We start from the raw sequence: 15,978 nt of genomic DNA on the forward strand, positions 1-15,978 counted from the left end.
AAGCCCGGCGCCACGCGGTTTTGTTGTCGGAGAACGGCCAGACCTGAAAGCCCGAGCCGCGGGGATCGCGCGCAGGTAATCTCCCTGCTCAAAAGGGGGAAGTGATGATTCAGGATGCGTTTATTCGATTAAGGGCAAAGCAGCTCTACTGGCAGGGTTACCCGCCCGCCGAAATTTCGCGACTCATGGGTATCAACTCAAACACGGTTTATTCCTGGAAAAAACGTGACGAGTGGGACGACACAACGCCTATCAAACGGGTAACGCAATCCATTGATACCCGTCTATGCCAGCTGAGTGCGAAGGACAATAAAACCAGTGGCGATTTCAAAGAGATTGATCTGTTAACCCGGCAGTTGAAAAGGCTGGATACCGGGCAGACCACCACTACCACCGGCGTTAAAAAAACCAGTCGTCGCAAGAAGAAAAATCACTTCTCCGAGGAGCAGATCGATGCATTGCGCTCAAAAATTCTCGACTCTCTCGCATGGCACCAGCGCGGCTGGTACGAACAGCGCGATCAGCGTAACCGGATGATCCTCAAATCGCGGCAGATCGGTGCAACCTGGTACTTTGCCCGCGAGGCATTACTGGGCGCACTGAGAACGGACGTTAAGCACGACTATCAGCGCAACCAAATTTTTCTGTCGGCGTCCCGCAAGCAGGCGCTCCAGTTCCGCAACTTCATCCGTAAAGCGGCTGAAGAGGTGGACGTCGAACTTAAAGGCGGTGAGCAAATCACGTTGTCAAACGGCGCGGAGCTGCATTTTCTCGGGACGTCGGCGGCGACGGCGCAGTCGTACACCGGCCACCTGCGATTTGATGAGTTTTTCTGGACAGGAAACTTTATCAACCTGCGCAAAGTTGCCGGCGCCATGGCAACGCTCAAAGGCTTAACACGCACGTACTTCTCCACGCCATCCAGCGAAAGCCATGAAGCCTATCAGTTCTGGACCGGCGATCGATGGAATGCGAAACGGCCTAAAGCGCAGCGCGTTGACTTTGACGTTTCATGGAAGAAAACCCATAGCGGCGTGCTTTACCCGGATAAAACGTGGCGGCAGATCGTCACTATTCAGGACGCTATCAACAACGGCTGGGACTACACCGACATTGATGAAATCCGGGACGAAAACAGCCCCGATGAATTTGAAAACCTGTACATGTGCGAGTTCGTCAAAGACGGCGAAAGCGCGTTCAATCTTAGCCAGTTACTGGGGTGCGGCGCTGACGGGTATGACGACTGGCCCGACTGGAAACCGTTCGCCAGTCGCCCTATGGGGCAACGTGAGGTGTGGCTGGGCTACGACGCCAACGGCGGCAGCGGCAATGGTGATGCCGGTGCTCTATCCGTGACGGTCCCTCCACTTGTGGCTGGCGGCCGGTTTCGAACGGTTGAATTGAAGCAACTGCGAGGGCTTGAGTTTGAACAGCAGGCGGCGGTCATCAAAGAGGCTGCCGAGCGCTACAACGTCACTCACATCGCCATTGACGGGCAAGGCGTCGGGGAGGCGGTCTGGCAGATTGTTAAAAACTGGTTCCCAGCCGCTATTTGCTACCAGATGAGCCTCTCTTCCAAGCGCGCCCTTGTCCTCAAAATGTTGCAGGTCATCCGCGCCGGCCGCTGGGAATATGACCGCAGCGAGCAGGGCCTGGTCAGAGCCTTTAACGCTGTTCGCAAAGTTGTTACGCCCGGCGGTTTCATCACTTACGAAACGGACCGATCGCGCGGCGTAAGCCATGGTGATATGGCTTGGGCAACCATGCTTTCGATTATTAATGAACCGTTGGGCCAGGAAAGTGGCGGCGGTGGTTTCGCAATGGGATGGTAACTTTGAAAAAGAAATACGGTAAAAAGCCGATAGCCAGCACCGCCGGCCCTGACATTGTGGAGTCACTGAAGGCCGACCCCGCGTTGACAGCGTTCAGCTTTGACGGCCCTTATCCCGTGCGGGATATGGCCGATTTGCTGGACAATCTCTATTGCATGGACAACGGGCGATACTATGAGACGCCAGTGGATTTTTACGGGCTGGCTAAAGCTCCACGTCAGAGCGCCTGGCATGAGTCGGCGTTGTATTTCAAACGAAATGTGCTCACCGGCTGTTTTATCCCGCACAAGCTGCTCAATCGCCAGACCTTTTCCGCGTTTGCGCTGGACTGGTTCACTTTTGGCAATGCCTATCTCGAATTGCCGCGTAATCGCCTGGGCGGCCCGCTACCCTTCAAACACTCTCTGGCGAAGTACACCCGGCGTGGGAGCACAGATCTCGATCAATACTGGTTTATCCGGCGCTGGAAAGAAGAGCACACGTTCAAATCAGGAACGGTTTGTCACGTTCTGAACCCTGATATTAATCAGGAGGTCTACGGTATGCCGGAATATATGGCAGCACTGCTGGCCGCCAGCCTGGCCCACTCCGCTGACATGTTCCGTAAGTTGTACTACGACAACGGATCGCATGCTGGATGTATTGTCTATATTGGCGCTGGACAGGTTGATGATAAAAGCATGAAGGCAGTCAAAGAGACGTTGACCGGTGCGCGTGGGAAAGGCGCATTTAAAAACCTGCTGCTGCATGCGCCAGGCGGCGGCAAAGACGGCGTGCAAATCCTCCCCTTCCAGCAGATCACGGCGAAAGATGAGTTTATCAACATTAAGAACGCCACACGTGACGACATACTCGCAGCGCACCGTATCCCGCCGCAGCTGATGGGCGCCATGCCAGAGGGAAACGGCTCATTTGGGGATATCGAGAAAGCCGCCCGGGTCTACGCTATCAACGAGCTGACGCCCGTAATGGAGGCGCTGAAGGTGGTCAATGAGTGGATCGGAGAAGAAGTGATCCGCTTTAACCCTTACGCATTGCTTACCGCTGAGAAATAACCGCCAGAAAACTCAGTTTCTTTAAACAACATCAGCCACTTATAACAGGCCAGCGTTTTCGCTGGCCTCATCTTTTCTGCTGAAAAAATCCCGCATCAGCGCCCCTCTGCGCGTCGCTGCTTTTTCCCAGCAAAAGGCATGCCTCCAACCAAAACGACCGCTCACCGTGACGCAGAAACCGTCAAATTGCGTATTCTCCCGCCTTCCCTACCCTGACCCGTTTGCGGGGGCTTGCCCCCCGTCACCTGCGCGCAGCAATTCTCACAATATCTGTGTTTGAATGAAACAGAGCGTAGTCCACATTGTGCTTGTGCATTACGGTAATACAGTCCATCAGAAAAAAGTGCAAATTTGTGCGCCATTGTGCAACTATTCAAAAGTAACATTAGGAAATTAACATAGACTATAATAAAAGAATTCTTGATAACTTACTGTTACGAAAGAGTACTTAATACCGACTATCCTGATGAGTTGTATGAACGGAACACCTCAGATAACATTCGTTCCCAGATGAAGTGATGAATACTACTTCAATAAAGATGCACCATATAGGATATAGGATATAGGATATAGGCGACTCTGAACTTCCATAGATATAACGTAAAAGCAAGCGACTGATTTATTAGGAATAAAAATCTACCGAGTTTTAATTTGAAAAATAAAAGCGACCACACAATGATAATTGCTATAGGGCTAACCAATATTATGCTTACTCATATTAGAAAATTTTTAAAGAGTTAAGCAACCCCGCCATACAGGGTTGCTTAATATAATTCTTTCAATCCAAGTAATTTTACAATGCACTTCTTAATTACCAAAAGCCCTCTTGAAAAAACCAGTCGCTTAAATAAAATTTCATTTGCATTTGTTATTTAAATACACACGTATATACTGATCGAGTAATTTACTAAGCTGCTTGTTTACTTCATCATGTTTCTGAGGGCTCCGCATTTTTGACAAATGCCTCTCCAGAAACTTAGATGGTAATTTAATAACTAGTTTATCATTGTTATCATAAAGCTCCTTAACCCACATTAACTCTTTATGTTTTTCCAAGTTTTCAGTATGATCTCTATTAATTATAAAAGCCAATCGCCCATAATGCTTATAGAGATAAGAGTTTACTTGCCTATACTCTGTGGCACCTAAGTCTTTATAGTTTTTTATTTCAAAGATAACTTGACGTGAACCATAGTCAGTTAATATTCTATTCCACACTGTAGACTCTGCCAGGTTAGTGGCAATGATATCTCTTTGCTGGAGGCCATTTTTATTAGGATGCAACTCAATATTTGTTAAATTAGTCGCAAAAAGGATCTTAATAGCTTTTAATGCCCACGCTTCAAAATCGACAGCACCTTCCATCCCTTCAGGAATATTATTTAGCTCTTGAATCATTGAACCTATTCTCTGTTTTCGTTGCTCAACGGCGACAGAACTAACCTCTATGTCGTATTCGTCATGAATGTCATCTGCTGCATCAGAGGTTATCTCTGATTCATGAACACCAAGCGCCAACCAATAACATGGATGAATCAACAATCTTGAGCTAGAAGTAAAATCCTTATCAGGTTCTTTACCATCATGGCAAAAAATGAATGATGACGATTGTTGATTATATAAACCAAAGAAACCAACACTATACAATCTTTTTATTACTTGGACTGGATCTTCAAACAAAAGAAGATCTTGCAATTTTAATTTATTATTAATCTCCTTAATTTCAAATGCCTGATTTATAACTTCTGATGCTTCTGAAATACTAAAATCTGATTTACTATTGGAAAATAACGAAGTGAAAATATCTAATGCTGGGAAAACATTCTCGTATTCTTTAAGTAAATCGTTCAATCTATTTTGAGATATAGTATTTGCCGTGGCTTTAATATCTTCTATTACTATCTTTGATCTTGCATGTGTCGCAGCTCTTAAAAATGCGTCATTCAGTAAAACCAAAATATCTCTAGGCCTATATAAGGTTAACTTTAATGTTTCTTTAAATCCCGTGTTGGATTGTAATTCATTAGCTGTATATGCATTCCAGACTCGCGTGTTGTTCTCTATTGTTGAACCAAAAGCAACTCGCATTCTATTACATACAAGATTAAAAAGATTATATTCATCCCAATGTAACCTTAAAATTTGACCTTCGATATTTCTTGTGAAGTCAGGGTCCATTTTAGATATTGCTCTATGAATATTATCTCGGACAAAAGCAAAAGCTATCACCTTTTCTTGTAGATTTTGTTTAATGTCAATGACAGATTGAATAAAGCCATCCACAATCGCAACGCCAAGATCATCGGGAGTATAACCTTCATCTAGCCTATCCGCAAAAATCACAAATTGATTCTTAGATTTATCAATAGCTTCAGAAATAACTTCTTCTAATAAATCTAATTCAAATTCATCAGATAAATCAGATATCCTTGTCGAAGGTTTTACATCCTTACCCATATCTAAAATTGATAAGAGTTTTTTCCTTATCTTACTACTAATGTTTTGTTTTTTTGGTCCCCAAGATAGCAAATGTTTCTCAACACTTTTATAGTCCAAATCATTTTTCATTTTATAATGATTCGCTATTTCGGATAAAATCTCCATATAAATTGCATAGCGCCAGGCTAATTTACTTCCTGCTTTTATATGTAAATAATTTTCACCAAAAAGAGATACAACATCTCTAAGACCAATAATTTGCTCTTCAATAGGACTGATAGTCATAACATAAGTCTTAGGCTTCGCCTTCCAGTGCTTTGATAACATATGTACTAAGGCGCTCTTACCTGTTCCTCTTCGACCAACTACTATGCACCTATCGTATGACTCTAAAAGAGCTTTGTAGTCAGTGGTTTGCCAAAAAGATGCTTCAAGCATTCTTTCATCATGTTCAGCACGAATATCGCCAAGCACATTACCTTTCATGTATCATCCTTACCAAGCTTTAAGGGTTAGTATCAATGTTATTGTAACAACACATCAATTAGTTAGCTAAGTAACTTTTAATCATGGCTGATAATTGATAAGGTAACATTTCCACAAAGCAAGGCAATGTGTTTAATGGTGAAGTAACACCACTTTTCTATTTCAATTACTGCTTCGCTTCAGTATGTAATCTCTTCGCAGACTTAGGTTACTGCCCCAATTTCACGTATTTTGGTACTATTTTGTCCCTTTTTTTTAATATCTAGTGGGAATTTTTATTACTCTTTGCAAATCAATGCAGCTTCTGCTTCTGATACATTGCCGAGGCGGCAATGTAATGTTCTCTGCAACCCGCAATTGCTGCGTAGCAGCATAGCTTGTTAGCTTCGTATGCTTTCCTGTGGCAACTTTTGGCCCCATAGCAATACAGCCTCATCATTAATAGTCCATTGCGGGTTCCATGTGTTGCGTGCAAAAGCTTGGGCTGAGCTTTCGTGAGAGTCATTCCTTATCCTGTCCGTGGCCTTAAGTCTTTGTTGTCGTGAATATCGTCTTAAATCTAGGATATGTCACGGGAGTTCTGTCCTTTCTGTTGATGTTTTTTTCGGCCGAATCATTGTACTCCGTACAGTTATTGACAGAACTCCAAGGGGCCGCGTCGCGGCCTTCTAAGGTCAAATTCTCGACCGACGATGGCTTATGCTTCGGTACGATTTTGTAATCGTTGGTGCGGGTATAAATGACCGATTCACTGACCGTAAAAGGACAATAGACGCCGCTGATTTTGGCGACTGTGTCACCATAATCATTGCCGTTTTCGGTGTATTCGTAATTGAGACGAACACGCAAACAATCGCGAGTTACAAACGGGCCGCCCTGGGCGTTGACGTATCCCGGCCAGTCGGGCGCATCAGCAGCAGCACGGGCAGCTTCAAGTTCCGGGTGCAAGACAAGCTCACGACTTCCTAGGCGCCTTAGCTCGCGCCATGTGGATACAGGCGCGCCGCCAATCTGTTGAAACTGGCGAATACTCCAGCGTGAAGCCCACGCCCGCACGCGCTTTGCCATCTCTTTAACGGGTTTGCCTGACTCGTGATCAAACTCGCCATCCATTCCATAACCGTCGATATTTTTTGAGATGTACTTTGCGATGTATCCCGTTGCCGATCCAAACTCTTCATCAATTGGTTTGGCAGTAAAACGATACTGAGCCGCGCCGGGTTCGCTTCCATCCACCTGGAGGGCGTACTCATGAAAAATATCAGTGGCAAGCTCCACCTCTTCCGGGCGGAGAAATAACAGCAGGTGCCAGTGCGGCGTTCCGTCGTGGTGTGGTTCGGCTACACGGAAACCAAATGTGCGGATGCCTTCCCTTCCCCATTTGGCGCGTACACGTGACCAGACGTTGCAAAGGTACTTTTGAGTTTTGCGTGGGCTGGCATTGCAGTATTTATCGTTGCGCTTGCCGGAATGCACATGTGTGGCGTGATAACGTGACGGTGCGGTCAACGTGTAGAACATGCCAACCAGTCCCATCTCGTTAGCCATATCCTCAAAACCGCGCATGCGCACCATCAATTCATGACGGGCGATCTTCGGGTTGGAAACACTGCCCATGACCTTATCGAGCAAGGAGGTACGCTCCCCAGTGTCCTGGTCTTCCAGCTCCATCGCCTGAAGGTATTCAAAGTTGGCTTTTTTTTGTGCTATCCACTCCCTGAAGCAAGGCTCAGAGCAATAGGGTGATGCCACTTTGCTGACGTAGCTAGTGGCGATCAGGAGGTGCTCGCGCCAGCGGTCATGGATTTTGCGGAGCTTACCTAGCCACCACTTTTCCTTTTGAAGTCTAGCAATGACACGTAATGCATCTTCTGCTGTCAGTACTTCATCGCAATACTGTTTCCAACCAGGGATTGCAATGTTGAGTGAGGTCGCTTTACTGGCAATGGCGCCGTAAGCGTAGATCGTGGAAAACTCCACATCTGCCGTTTTCTCGTACCGAAAATCAAACTCGCGCATAAACTCGCTTTTCATCAGGTTCGCGAGCTTATACGCCAGTCTTTTCAGGCGCTTTTTATCTGCCCATGGCAGCAGATGAAAATCATTACGTAGCGGAAAGAGAATTGCAGGCAGATTACCTTGTGGCAGATATTGTGCGTTTACCGCATCAACTCGACGCAATACATGGCGCTCAAACGTATTGAATAACCAGCGTACAGCCTCTTTCTGGTTCCTACGGTCCAGAGTTTCCAGGTGCATTGAAAAACGCTTGCGGATAAACGCAGGGAGAGCCTGGACGCGGCGCCGCAGATGACGCTCCAGTCTTGTGCGATCAAATGCCCTGCGCGCCTCCCCATCACGAGGGCGCAACGGTACCCGATAAACAACATCAACAAGATCGCTATAGGCAAGTGCCTTACGCTCGCCTTTTGGGGTGAGATACTCAATTGCAGACTCTTCGGCGTTGCTTGGATTAATAGCCCGCCGTTGGGCATTCCAGCTCCATGCCAGGGCTGTGGAATCAGGCATAGCTCACCGTCGTTATCTTATTTTGCCTGGGATACGCCACAACAAGCCGGCACGCCAAACATTTCGGCATATGTCGCATCACCCATCACCGCCCCACAGTCCGGACAACCGCCACCACCAGAACGACCGCAACCACCACACACGCGAAGAACGCCAATCACTTCACCGGCCATATCGCGGGTTTTGGCGCTAACGGAACGTCGAACTCTGAAGGCGTGGAGATTGAAAGCGGAGTAGATCTGGCGTGTTTCTGGTGTGTCGCTATTCGAGATGGCAGATCGCGTTCCATGCTGGCGATTAACGTCCAGCAACGCCGTAACCAAAGCGCGGTGATCATCCAGGGTAAATGGCTTGCCGTAAGCGGTAAAATTGGCTGTTTTGCTAGTCGGGATGTACGGTGGATCGCAGTAAATCACGGAGTCCAGGCGATTCCTGGCGACGTACGGAATGGAAGTACGAAAATCATTACAAAGAAAGAGCGCGTGAGTATCCCGCGCCTTTTCGGCAAATAGGCGCATTTCTGCTTCTGGAAAATAAGGCGCCTTATAGCTGCCAAATGGAACATTGAAACCGCCATCCCTGTTGGTGCGATAAAGCCCGTTAAAGCAGTGGCGGTTCAGGTATAAAAATGATGCAGCCCACCGTACAACGTAATCATCTGCACACTCGTCATCCCACGACAGGTGGTTGAACAACTTGCGCTCTTCGTAATAGCTATCTTCGTTATCGCCATTTCTGAATACGTTCCTGGCGATCAGTATCAATCTTTCAGGGTCTTCCCTGAGCGCGAGGAAGAAATTGATCAATGCGCGATTGCTGTCACAAAGCACATAGCGGCGGTATTCCGTATTCATAAAGACTGTGCCACTGCCTACAAAGGGCTCAATCAAGCAATCAGCTTTAGGTAAGTGCTTCAGCAGCTCCGGCAACACGCGGGTTTTACCGCCAGCCCACTTAAGAGGTGATTTAATCATTTGCGGCATTCCTGGTTATAGGTTTCATGGGTCATCAGTCGCCACTGCTTACCACCGTTTTTGCTGAGCAAACGCCAACGGAGGCCAATGCGGATCACGAGATAGGCGTGTGGCTTGACGCGGGTGTAATTACGCTGTCCACGAGCAAAGCAATTCAGGGCGGCAAGCGCCCTCTTACAAACCGGCAACGGCGCGTTACAAACCACAGATAAATGCGAATGCATGGCGGCCCTCACAGCGATCCAATGTGTGGGGAGGTTAAGCGCTGCCAGATTTCGCAGACTTGCTCCGCTTGATATCGCGCGTCAGTGAGCGTGTAACATGCCAGGGCGCTTCTCGCATGAGGCGCATAGTCTGTGGCAGCAGCAAGGTCGAGAAGTGAACGAATGCAGCGGTATTTTGTGCCTTCAGGGAAAATGCCTGACACCTCTAAGCGATCCACGGCATAACGAAGTGAAACCAGTTTTTCCGGGGCATCTTTGAACCATACGAATAACGCCGCGTTCCGGGGACAGGTATTGTCGGCGATGAAAGCAGCAAGGCTGCAAAGTGCATCTTCTTCAGCTTCGGTTGCGCTCATTACTTCGGCGCGCCAGTGAGAGTCTTTTTTCATCCAATCGAATGCCGTACTAATGCTGATACGGCCCTTCAAGCTTTCAGATTTACGAATGTCTATCGAAGAATAAAAAACCTTTCCGATCTGCCCTGTTGAGGGTTCAAAAAACACAGCTTCAATGGCACACAGATGTGATGACGGTTTCTTACTAACGTTAATCAAATCGATCATTACGTGATTCATGGTCTACTGCCCTCGCTGGTGATTGTTTCGTGGTTGGCTATCCACTGCTCAAGTGCTGAATAAATCTCTTCGGGGGTAAGGCCTTGCTCTTTCAGCAGGCCCATACGGATGCGCAGCAATCCGAGTAAGTGGGCGCGCTCGCCTTTGCGCGCATTGGTGCTGATTCCCATAAACTCTGGATCGCTTATTCCGCCTTCCGGCTTTATTGACGCAACCGACATGCAACCTCCTGAAAAAGGCAAAACGTATCCCCGGCAAAGTAAATGCCGTTATTTTTGAAACGGGTTAATTAATTGTTTTAGCGCGATTTTCTTTTAATCTGCTTGAATATCCTTTCATGCCAGTAATACATGAAATCAATAAAGGTCATTCGCGCGCGATCGTGATTACCGCGAATTGCTTTTTCGAGCCCGTAAATTATTAAATCTTTAGACGGGCTTTTTGAACTAATGGTGATACGAGCGCCATTTTTTAGATGTACAGTGAACCCCTGCTCGGCACTTTCCACTGCTTCTCGAATCAGCATTTCCTGTTCAAAGGATGTTTTTTCTTCGGTGAACATGGCGTACTCCGATGATCAGTTAAAGCGAGGGGGCTCCAGCCGCCAGGAGGCTCTAGCTCCCAGTTTCAGGTGTTCCAGGATCTCCGGTGTAACCTCTACGGTTACCTCCTGCGGCTGAACAAACTTCATAGCCTTCTTCAGTTGCTCAGCGTCCAGAGATAGCAGGTCGTATGGTTTAGGGATATCACCATCGGTGACGGAAATAATGATGTTGCGGAGTTCTTCAAGAGTGCATTCATCATTCTCGCCTTGAAGCATCGCGAAATGATAGAGGTGGGATACGCCGTGGCGTAAAAGCTGGAGAGAGTAATCATGATTCCATTCCAGAAACTCTTTATTGAAATGGAAGCATTGTAAAAGCGAGTTAATTTTTTCTGCATATTCGAGTTTCATTTTCGCCCCCAGAGATTAAAAAGCAATGAAGTGCTTTTTACTCATGATTCTGTCAATCGTTCGACATGCTTCTGATAAAGCAAAGTCGATGCCGTAATAATGGCCTGTGTGCGTAATTTGATAGCGCTGGCGGCTGTACGGTTTTTTGCGTGGGAGTTTCAGAATAGTAAAACCACAGTAGAGGCTGGTTTTGCTATTGAGCTGTGATACTGATCCGCGGCTACCGTTCTTCATGTTTCCTCTCCTGAAACCGGCTATCGACCTGGCTCACCGAGACCAAGCCACATCAACCACCCTTCCCTGATCTCCTTCGGACGACTTTCGTAGGCCAGTTTCATGCCGTTGTTCCAGGCTGGAAGGTAAACCCAGTACTCGCCCGCACGGCCAGAAGTTGACTGGGGATCGGTCATCTCGATTACAGGAAGCTTCCCTTTTTCGATCATGCCCTTCACCGCTGCAGGGGTTTTCCCGATGAGTCTGGCGAACTCCTGATAAGGCACAGCATCCGTGCTACTTACAAGCTGTTTGCTCATCTGTTACATTCTCCTTTAAGGTAATTAATTGCTCTTAATGGGTTTTAATTGCCCGTTAAGAGACTTACTCAAATGAAAATTTATTATCCATACGCGTAATATTTTCCCAAAGAGGTTTTTATGTCAATCCCTATTTCAGAGAAGTTGAAGCTTATCAGGGAGTCAGAACGGCTTAATCGTAGGCAATTCAGCGAGTTAACAGGAGTAATTTACAGCACACTTTCTGGCTATGAGGCTGGTACAAAAAGTGCGAGCCTTGAACCAATCATGAAAATCTTCCAACACCCTAGATTCGTGAAATACACACTGTGGTTTATGACCGATCAGGTTTCGCCTGAAGCCGGTCAAATCGCACCGGCCCTCGCACACTTTGGGCAAGACTTAACAACCTCGCAGCACTCAGACCAAAAGACTGGTTAACAATTAACCAGTCCTACATACATTTCAAATGTCTATTATTGGTCGAAAAGTATTCATCACATAATTGCAACGCGTTGAGGCCGAAAGGCAAACGCACCCATCGGAGGGTTTTCTTATGACTATTAAGAAACTCGATGATGGTCGATATGAAGTGGACATCAGGCCTGCTGGTCGCAATGGAAAGCGTATCCGCAGGAAGTTTGATAAGAAAAGTGAAGCGGTAGCTTTCGAGAAGCATATCCAGTTCAACCACCACACCAAAGAATGGTTATCAAAACCGACGGATAAGCGGCATCTGTCTGAACTGATACAGCTTTGGTGGAATTTGAAAGGCAAGCATGAGGAGCACGGTCGGATAAACCGCAACAAGTTAGATATTTTTTGCAGGATTACCGACGATCCTTGTGCTTTTCAGATTACAAAAGCGCTGATTAGTCAGTATTACGCGGCAAGAAGAAGCCAGGGCATCAAAGCTTCCACCATTAACCGTGATCTCAACAGCATCAGTGGTATGTTCACAGCTCTTATCGAGGCCGAGTTGTTTTCAGGTGAACATCCGATCAGAGGGCGGAAGAAGTTGAAAGAAGATGTCCCCGAAACTGGCTATCTGACAGAGGACGAAATCAAACACTTGCTCTTTAAACTGGATGGTGACAACAAGAAGATAGCTGTTCTCTGTTTAAGTACTGGTGCTCGCTGGGGCGAAGCGGCTCGACTCAAGGCGGAACACATCATACAGAACCGTGTGACGTTCGTTAAAACCAAGAGTAACAAGCAGCGGACTGTTCCTGTTTCAGCGGAAGTGGCAAAACTCATAGCTGATGGTAAGCGAGGGTTGTTATTTGGTAAGGCGTCTTATTCTGACTTCAGGCAGATACTCAGGGAAGTAAAACCTGATCTTCCGACCGGCCAGGCGACGCATGCACTACGCCACAGTTTCGCGACGCACTTTATGATTAATGGGGGAAGCATCATTACGTTACAGAGGATCCTTGGGCATGCGCGAATTGAGCAAACTATGGCCTACGCTCATTTTGCGCCGGAATACCTTCAGGACGCGATCTCACTTAACCCGCTGCGAGGTGGCGCTGATGTGCGAAATGTCCACATAATGTCCACAGATGGGTAATGTGTTATGGCTTTCAACGGTCTTGCGTGCCGCGCAATCCCGCATTGCACCGTTGAAAGCCGTTATATCTGGGATGGCTAACGCACCCGACGGGGCTTTTTTCCCACCGCGTGGACAAGTATTCCCCAGTAAGATGTGATAGATTTAAAAATATCACTGTTTATTCGACGCTGATGTCCGTTTGCAGCCCAATATGCTGGGGTGACGTTTGGCGTGCTGGAGCTGTATTATTCATGTCAGATTTTATTCTTGCCCGGGTGTCGCAAACCCTCGCTGCGGAACAGTCCCTGGAAACCCTGGTGCGCCAGCTTCTGGAGATGCTGGAGGCGGTGACGCGAATGGAGTCCACCTACCTCACCCGCATTGATACCATCGCCCAGCGGCAGCAGATCATGTTCGCCCATAACAGCAGCGAAATGCAGATCCCGGAAGGATTTTCCGTCCCGTGGAATGAATCCCTGTGCAAACGCGCCCTTGAGGATCAGTGCACGTTTTGCAATGACGTTGCCCGTCGTTGGCACTCCTGCATCGCCGCCCAGGAGCTGGGGATCGCCACCTTTTTCAGCATTCCCGTCCGCCTGGCCGACGGCTCGCTGTTCGGCACCCTCTGCGCCACCAGCCGGCAACAACAGCCTTATAACCTTGAAGGTGAACAGGTCATGGGCCTGTTCGCGAAGCTCATTTCCCACTACGTGGAAAAAGACACCCTGGTGCAACAGCTGCAGGCGGCTAACGTCGCGCTGGAGCTGCACTCGTCGACCGATGAGCTCACCCAGCTTCCTAATCGCCGTGCGCTGTTTAAGCAGCTGGCGCTACGCTTTGCCGCCGCCCGCGCCCAGCAGCAGCTGGTTACGCTCATTTTTATCGATCTTGACGGTTTCAAAGCCATTAACGATCGGTTCGGCCACCCGTGCGGCGACAGCTTCCTGGTGCAGGTCGGCGAACGGCTCACCGCCGTCGCGCGCCGTGAGGATATCGTTGGCCGCCTTGGCGGCGATGAGTTTTTGATTGTCGGTAGCGCCCAGGACTCCGCGGCGCAGCAGACGTATGTTGCCGCACTGCGCGATGCGCTGTGCGGCGTCTACTCCCTCGGTGCGCAACGGATCGACTATGCCGGAGCCAGTTTTGGGGTAATTACCTGCGATCCGCAGAGTATCGATGTTGAAGCGGCTTTGCGCGCCGCCGATGAAGCAATGTACCTGGATAAGAAGTCCCGCCGGCAGGAGAATTTCATTCATATTGACTAAAGTCGCGCGATATCCAGTATCATGCAGGGCATCACTCGTGGGTACAGGGACACTATCATGAAATTGGGTATTCTTTTTCCGGTGGCGATCTTTATTATCGCTGTCGTTTTTCTCGGCTGGTTTTTTGTCGGCGGCTATGCGGCGCCGGGTGGGGCATAATGAAAAAAAGCACCATTATTATGCTGATTGTCGCCATCGTGGCGGTGGCTGGCACTCAGCTCGGCTGGTGGTGATCGCCGCGGCGATTTTGCGGATTTATCCTATCCCATCAATAAGTTAACCCTTTACACTCACGTTATCCACTGTGGCATTTTCTGCCCCGGGGAAAGAAGAATAGCGGGAGAAGTAAGGGATGAAAAAACCGATCGTGTTACCGGTGATTATTGCGCTATGCACGCTGTTATCGGGATGCATTATTGACGACGGGTACCACTCCCATCGCCATCACCACCATCATCACTATCATGACGATGATTAATCCTTCACGCTGTTGATGGGCGAATAAGACAGGGCGAACCGCGGTTCGCCCGTTGACGCTTAATCCTGACGATCGGCGCCGAGAAAAATAAACCCAAGAGGAATAGCAAAGAGCGCGGTAAACACAATGCTGTAAACCGTCACCATCGCCCCCTGCAGGAAGAACATGGACGTTGTCCACTCCGAGTATGGCATATTGTACTCACTCACCACGCCCCCGAAGGTCGCCCGCCCCACCACCGCCAGCGCGATAGCAAACACCGCCGCAAGCGACAGACAGTATTTTTTGCAGTTTTTATTGCTGAGGAGTTTTTGCAGAATCATCCGGGCTTCCTTTTTGCTGAGCGATAAACGGCTGTATATGTAACACCAATGCAATAAAAAATGAAGGGTTTTTGTTACAGGGCAGAATAAGCGACAGCGGGCCGGTCAGCGGGTAACCGGCCCGTGGAGATCAGGACTGCAGGGTTGCCAGGCGCGCGGCGAACCCGACGAAAACCAGACCAATCAGGCTATTGCCAAGTTTGGCCAGCTTTTTGCGGGTTTTGACGTAGCGGGTGACAAACGAGCCGGAGAGGATCAAAAAGCTCATATAGCAGAAGCTAATCACCTCGAGGGTCAGCGCCAGGATAAAGAACGCCACGCCGGGCGTTTTGGCATTCACATCGATAAACTGCACGAAAAACGACACATAGAACAGAATCGCTTTCGGATTGGTCAGGCTCAGGGTCAGGGAGCGCTTAAGGATCGCGCTCGCCGGCTCCGCGCTGGCATCGGACTGGCCGTCGCGCTGAGTGAGCACCGCATAGAGCATTTTGCCCCCCAGCCACAGCAGATAAATTGCCCCGAGGTAGCGCACGACGTTAAACAGCACCGGCGTGGTTTTAATCAGCGTCGCCACGCCGGCAAAGGCCAGAAACATCAGTACCGCATCGCCAATAAAGACGCCAGCCGCCGCCAGATAGCCTTTCTTCACGCCGTGGGCAATGCCCGTCTTCAGCACAAAAAACGTATTCGGGCCAGGAACGAGGATGATAAATACCGCCCCGACCAGATAGGTCAAATAATTCAGAACACCAAACTCAGCGAACACTCTGCACTCC

20 protein-coding genes are annotated in these 15,978 nt (G+C 48.4%); 8 read left to right on the forward strand and 12 right to left on the reverse strand.

Translation table 11 applies throughout. The annotated features are described in order from the left end of the window. The first annotated feature begins 104 nt into the window (after positions 1–104). Positions 105–1,832 carry a terminase large subunit domain-containing protein gene (locus LGL98_RS15270; RefSeq protein ID WP_048290466.1) on the forward strand — a complete coding sequence of 576 codons (1,728 nt, stop codon included), beginning with the start codon at positions 105–107 and terminating at the stop codon, positions 1,830–1,832. Further along, positions 1,826–2,887, forward strand: coding sequence for a phage portal protein (locus LGL98_RS15275; protein ID WP_064175402.1), 1,062 nt, complete (start codon positions 1,826–1,828; stop codon positions 2,885–2,887). The genes LGL98_RS15270 and LGL98_RS15275 overlap by 7 nt, the downstream gene beginning before the upstream one ends. An 855-nt stretch (positions 2,888–3,742) precedes the next feature. Here LGL98_RS15275 and LGL98_RS15280 read toward each other — a convergent pair. From LGL98_RS15280 to LGL98_RS15320, 10 genes are all read right to left on the reverse strand, one after another. Then, a complete protein-coding gene (locus LGL98_RS15280; protein ID WP_116962648.1) occupies positions 3,743–5,812 on the reverse strand; it encodes a P-loop ATPase, Sll1717 family in 2,070 nt (689 codons plus the stop codon). Positions 5,813–6,337: 525 nt separating this feature from the next. Beyond that, positions 6,338–8,341 (reverse strand): replication endonuclease, encoded by a 2,004-nt coding sequence (locus LGL98_RS15285; protein WP_136035055.1) that lies wholly within the window; start codon positions 8,339–8,341, stop codon positions 6,338–6,340. A gap of 17 nt (positions 8,342–8,358) precedes the next feature. After that, positions 8,359–9,315: a DNA adenine methylase gene (locus tag LGL98_RS15290; protein WP_136035056.1), complete on the reverse strand. Its 957-nt coding sequence runs from the start codon at positions 9,313–9,315 to the stop codon at positions 8,359–8,361. Then, positions 9,312–9,539, reverse strand: a complete 228-nt coding sequence (locus tag LGL98_RS26410) for a ParE family toxin-like protein (protein ID WP_004131528.1) — start codon at positions 9,537–9,539, stop codon at positions 9,312–9,314. Before LGL98_RS26410 ends, LGL98_RS15290 begins: the two co-directional genes overlap by 4 nt. An 8-nt stretch (positions 9,540–9,547) precedes the next feature. Then, positions 9,548–10,102, reverse strand: a complete 555-nt coding sequence (locus LGL98_RS15295; RefSeq protein WP_224997406.1) for a 3'-5' exonuclease — start codon at positions 10,100–10,102, stop codon at positions 9,548–9,550. Positions 10,103–10,110: 8 nt separating this feature from the next. Further along, entirely contained in the window at positions 10,111–10,335 is a 225-nt protein-coding gene (locus tag LGL98_RS15300) for a hypothetical protein (RefSeq protein WP_117059463.1), read from the reverse strand. 77 nt (positions 10,336–10,412) lie between these two features. Then, positions 10,413–10,676, reverse strand: coding sequence for a hypothetical protein (locus LGL98_RS15305; protein ID WP_065810863.1), 264 nt, complete (start codon positions 10,674–10,676; stop codon positions 10,413–10,415). A 15-nt stretch (positions 10,677–10,691) separates the two neighbouring features. Next, positions 10,692–11,069: a hypothetical protein gene (locus LGL98_RS15310; protein WP_009486498.1), complete on the reverse strand. Its 378-nt coding sequence runs from the start codon at positions 11,067–11,069 to the stop codon at positions 10,692–10,694. 15 nt (positions 11,070–11,084) lie between these two features. Next, the gene (locus LGL98_RS15315; protein WP_023328080.1) at positions 11,085–11,303 is read right to left on the reverse strand and encodes a hypothetical protein; all 219 of its coding nucleotides are present in this window, start codon (positions 11,301–11,303) and stop codon (positions 11,085–11,087) included. Between the two features lie 20 nt (positions 11,304–11,323). Next, positions 11,324–11,602 (reverse strand): regulatory phage cox family protein, encoded by a 279-nt coding sequence (locus tag LGL98_RS15320; RefSeq protein ID WP_020806130.1) that lies wholly within the window; start codon positions 11,600–11,602, stop codon positions 11,324–11,326. A 120-nt stretch (positions 11,603–11,722) separates the two neighbouring features. Between LGL98_RS15320 and LGL98_RS15325 the strand changes: the two genes are divergently transcribed. The 6 genes from LGL98_RS15325 (at position 11,723) to LGL98_RS15350 (ending at position 14,876) form a co-directional block, all read left to right on the forward strand. Beyond that, positions 11,723–12,022 carry a helix-turn-helix domain-containing protein gene (locus tag LGL98_RS15325; RefSeq protein ID WP_004213095.1) on the forward strand — a complete coding sequence of 100 codons (300 nt, stop codon included), beginning with the start codon at positions 11,723–11,725 and terminating at the stop codon, positions 12,020–12,022. Positions 12,023–12,137: 115 nt separating this feature from the next. Next, positions 12,138–13,151, forward strand: coding sequence for a phage integrase (locus LGL98_RS15330; protein ID WP_065520914.1), 1,014 nt, complete (start codon positions 12,138–12,140; stop codon positions 13,149–13,151). Between the two features lie 233 nt (positions 13,152–13,384). Next, positions 13,385–14,398, forward strand: a complete 1,014-nt coding sequence (locus LGL98_RS15335; protein ID WP_136035059.1) for a sensor domain-containing diguanylate cyclase — start codon at positions 13,385–13,387, stop codon at positions 14,396–14,398. Between the two features lie 57 nt (positions 14,399–14,455). After that, positions 14,456–14,557, forward strand: a complete 102-nt coding sequence (locus LGL98_RS15340; RefSeq protein ID WP_004150782.1) for a YoaK family small membrane protein — start codon at positions 14,456–14,458, stop codon at positions 14,555–14,557. A 20-nt stretch (positions 14,558–14,577) separates the two neighbouring features. After that, the gene (locus LGL98_RS26335) at positions 14,578–14,631 is read left to right on the forward strand and encodes a hypothetical protein (RefSeq protein WP_071532068.1); all 54 of its coding nucleotides are present in this window, start codon (positions 14,578–14,580) and stop codon (positions 14,629–14,631) included. A gap of 119 nt (positions 14,632–14,750) precedes the next feature. After that, the gene (locus tag LGL98_RS15350; protein WP_136035061.1) at positions 14,751–14,876 is read left to right on the forward strand and encodes a hypothetical protein; all 126 of its coding nucleotides are present in this window, start codon (positions 14,751–14,753) and stop codon (positions 14,874–14,876) included. Positions 14,877–14,935: 59 nt separating this feature from the next. Here the strand turns inward: LGL98_RS15350 and LGL98_RS15355 are convergent, their stop codons facing one another. Beyond that, positions 14,936–15,199 carry a DUF2534 family protein gene (locus LGL98_RS15355; RefSeq protein WP_004190891.1) on the reverse strand — a complete coding sequence of 88 codons (264 nt, stop codon included), beginning with the start codon at positions 15,197–15,199 and terminating at the stop codon, positions 14,936–14,938. 130 nt (positions 15,200–15,329) lie between these two features. Further along, complete coding sequence (leuE, locus tag LGL98_RS15360) at positions 15,330–15,968, reverse strand: leucine efflux protein LeuE (protein ID WP_004150783.1); 639 nt, start codon at positions 15,966–15,968, stop codon at positions 15,330–15,332. Positions 15,969–15,978: the final 10 nt, after the last annotated feature.

The sequence above is a fragment of the Klebsiella africana genome (assembly GCF_020526085.1).
Classification (GTDB): Bacteria; Pseudomonadota; Gammaproteobacteria; order Enterobacterales; family Enterobacteriaceae; genus Klebsiella; species Klebsiella africana.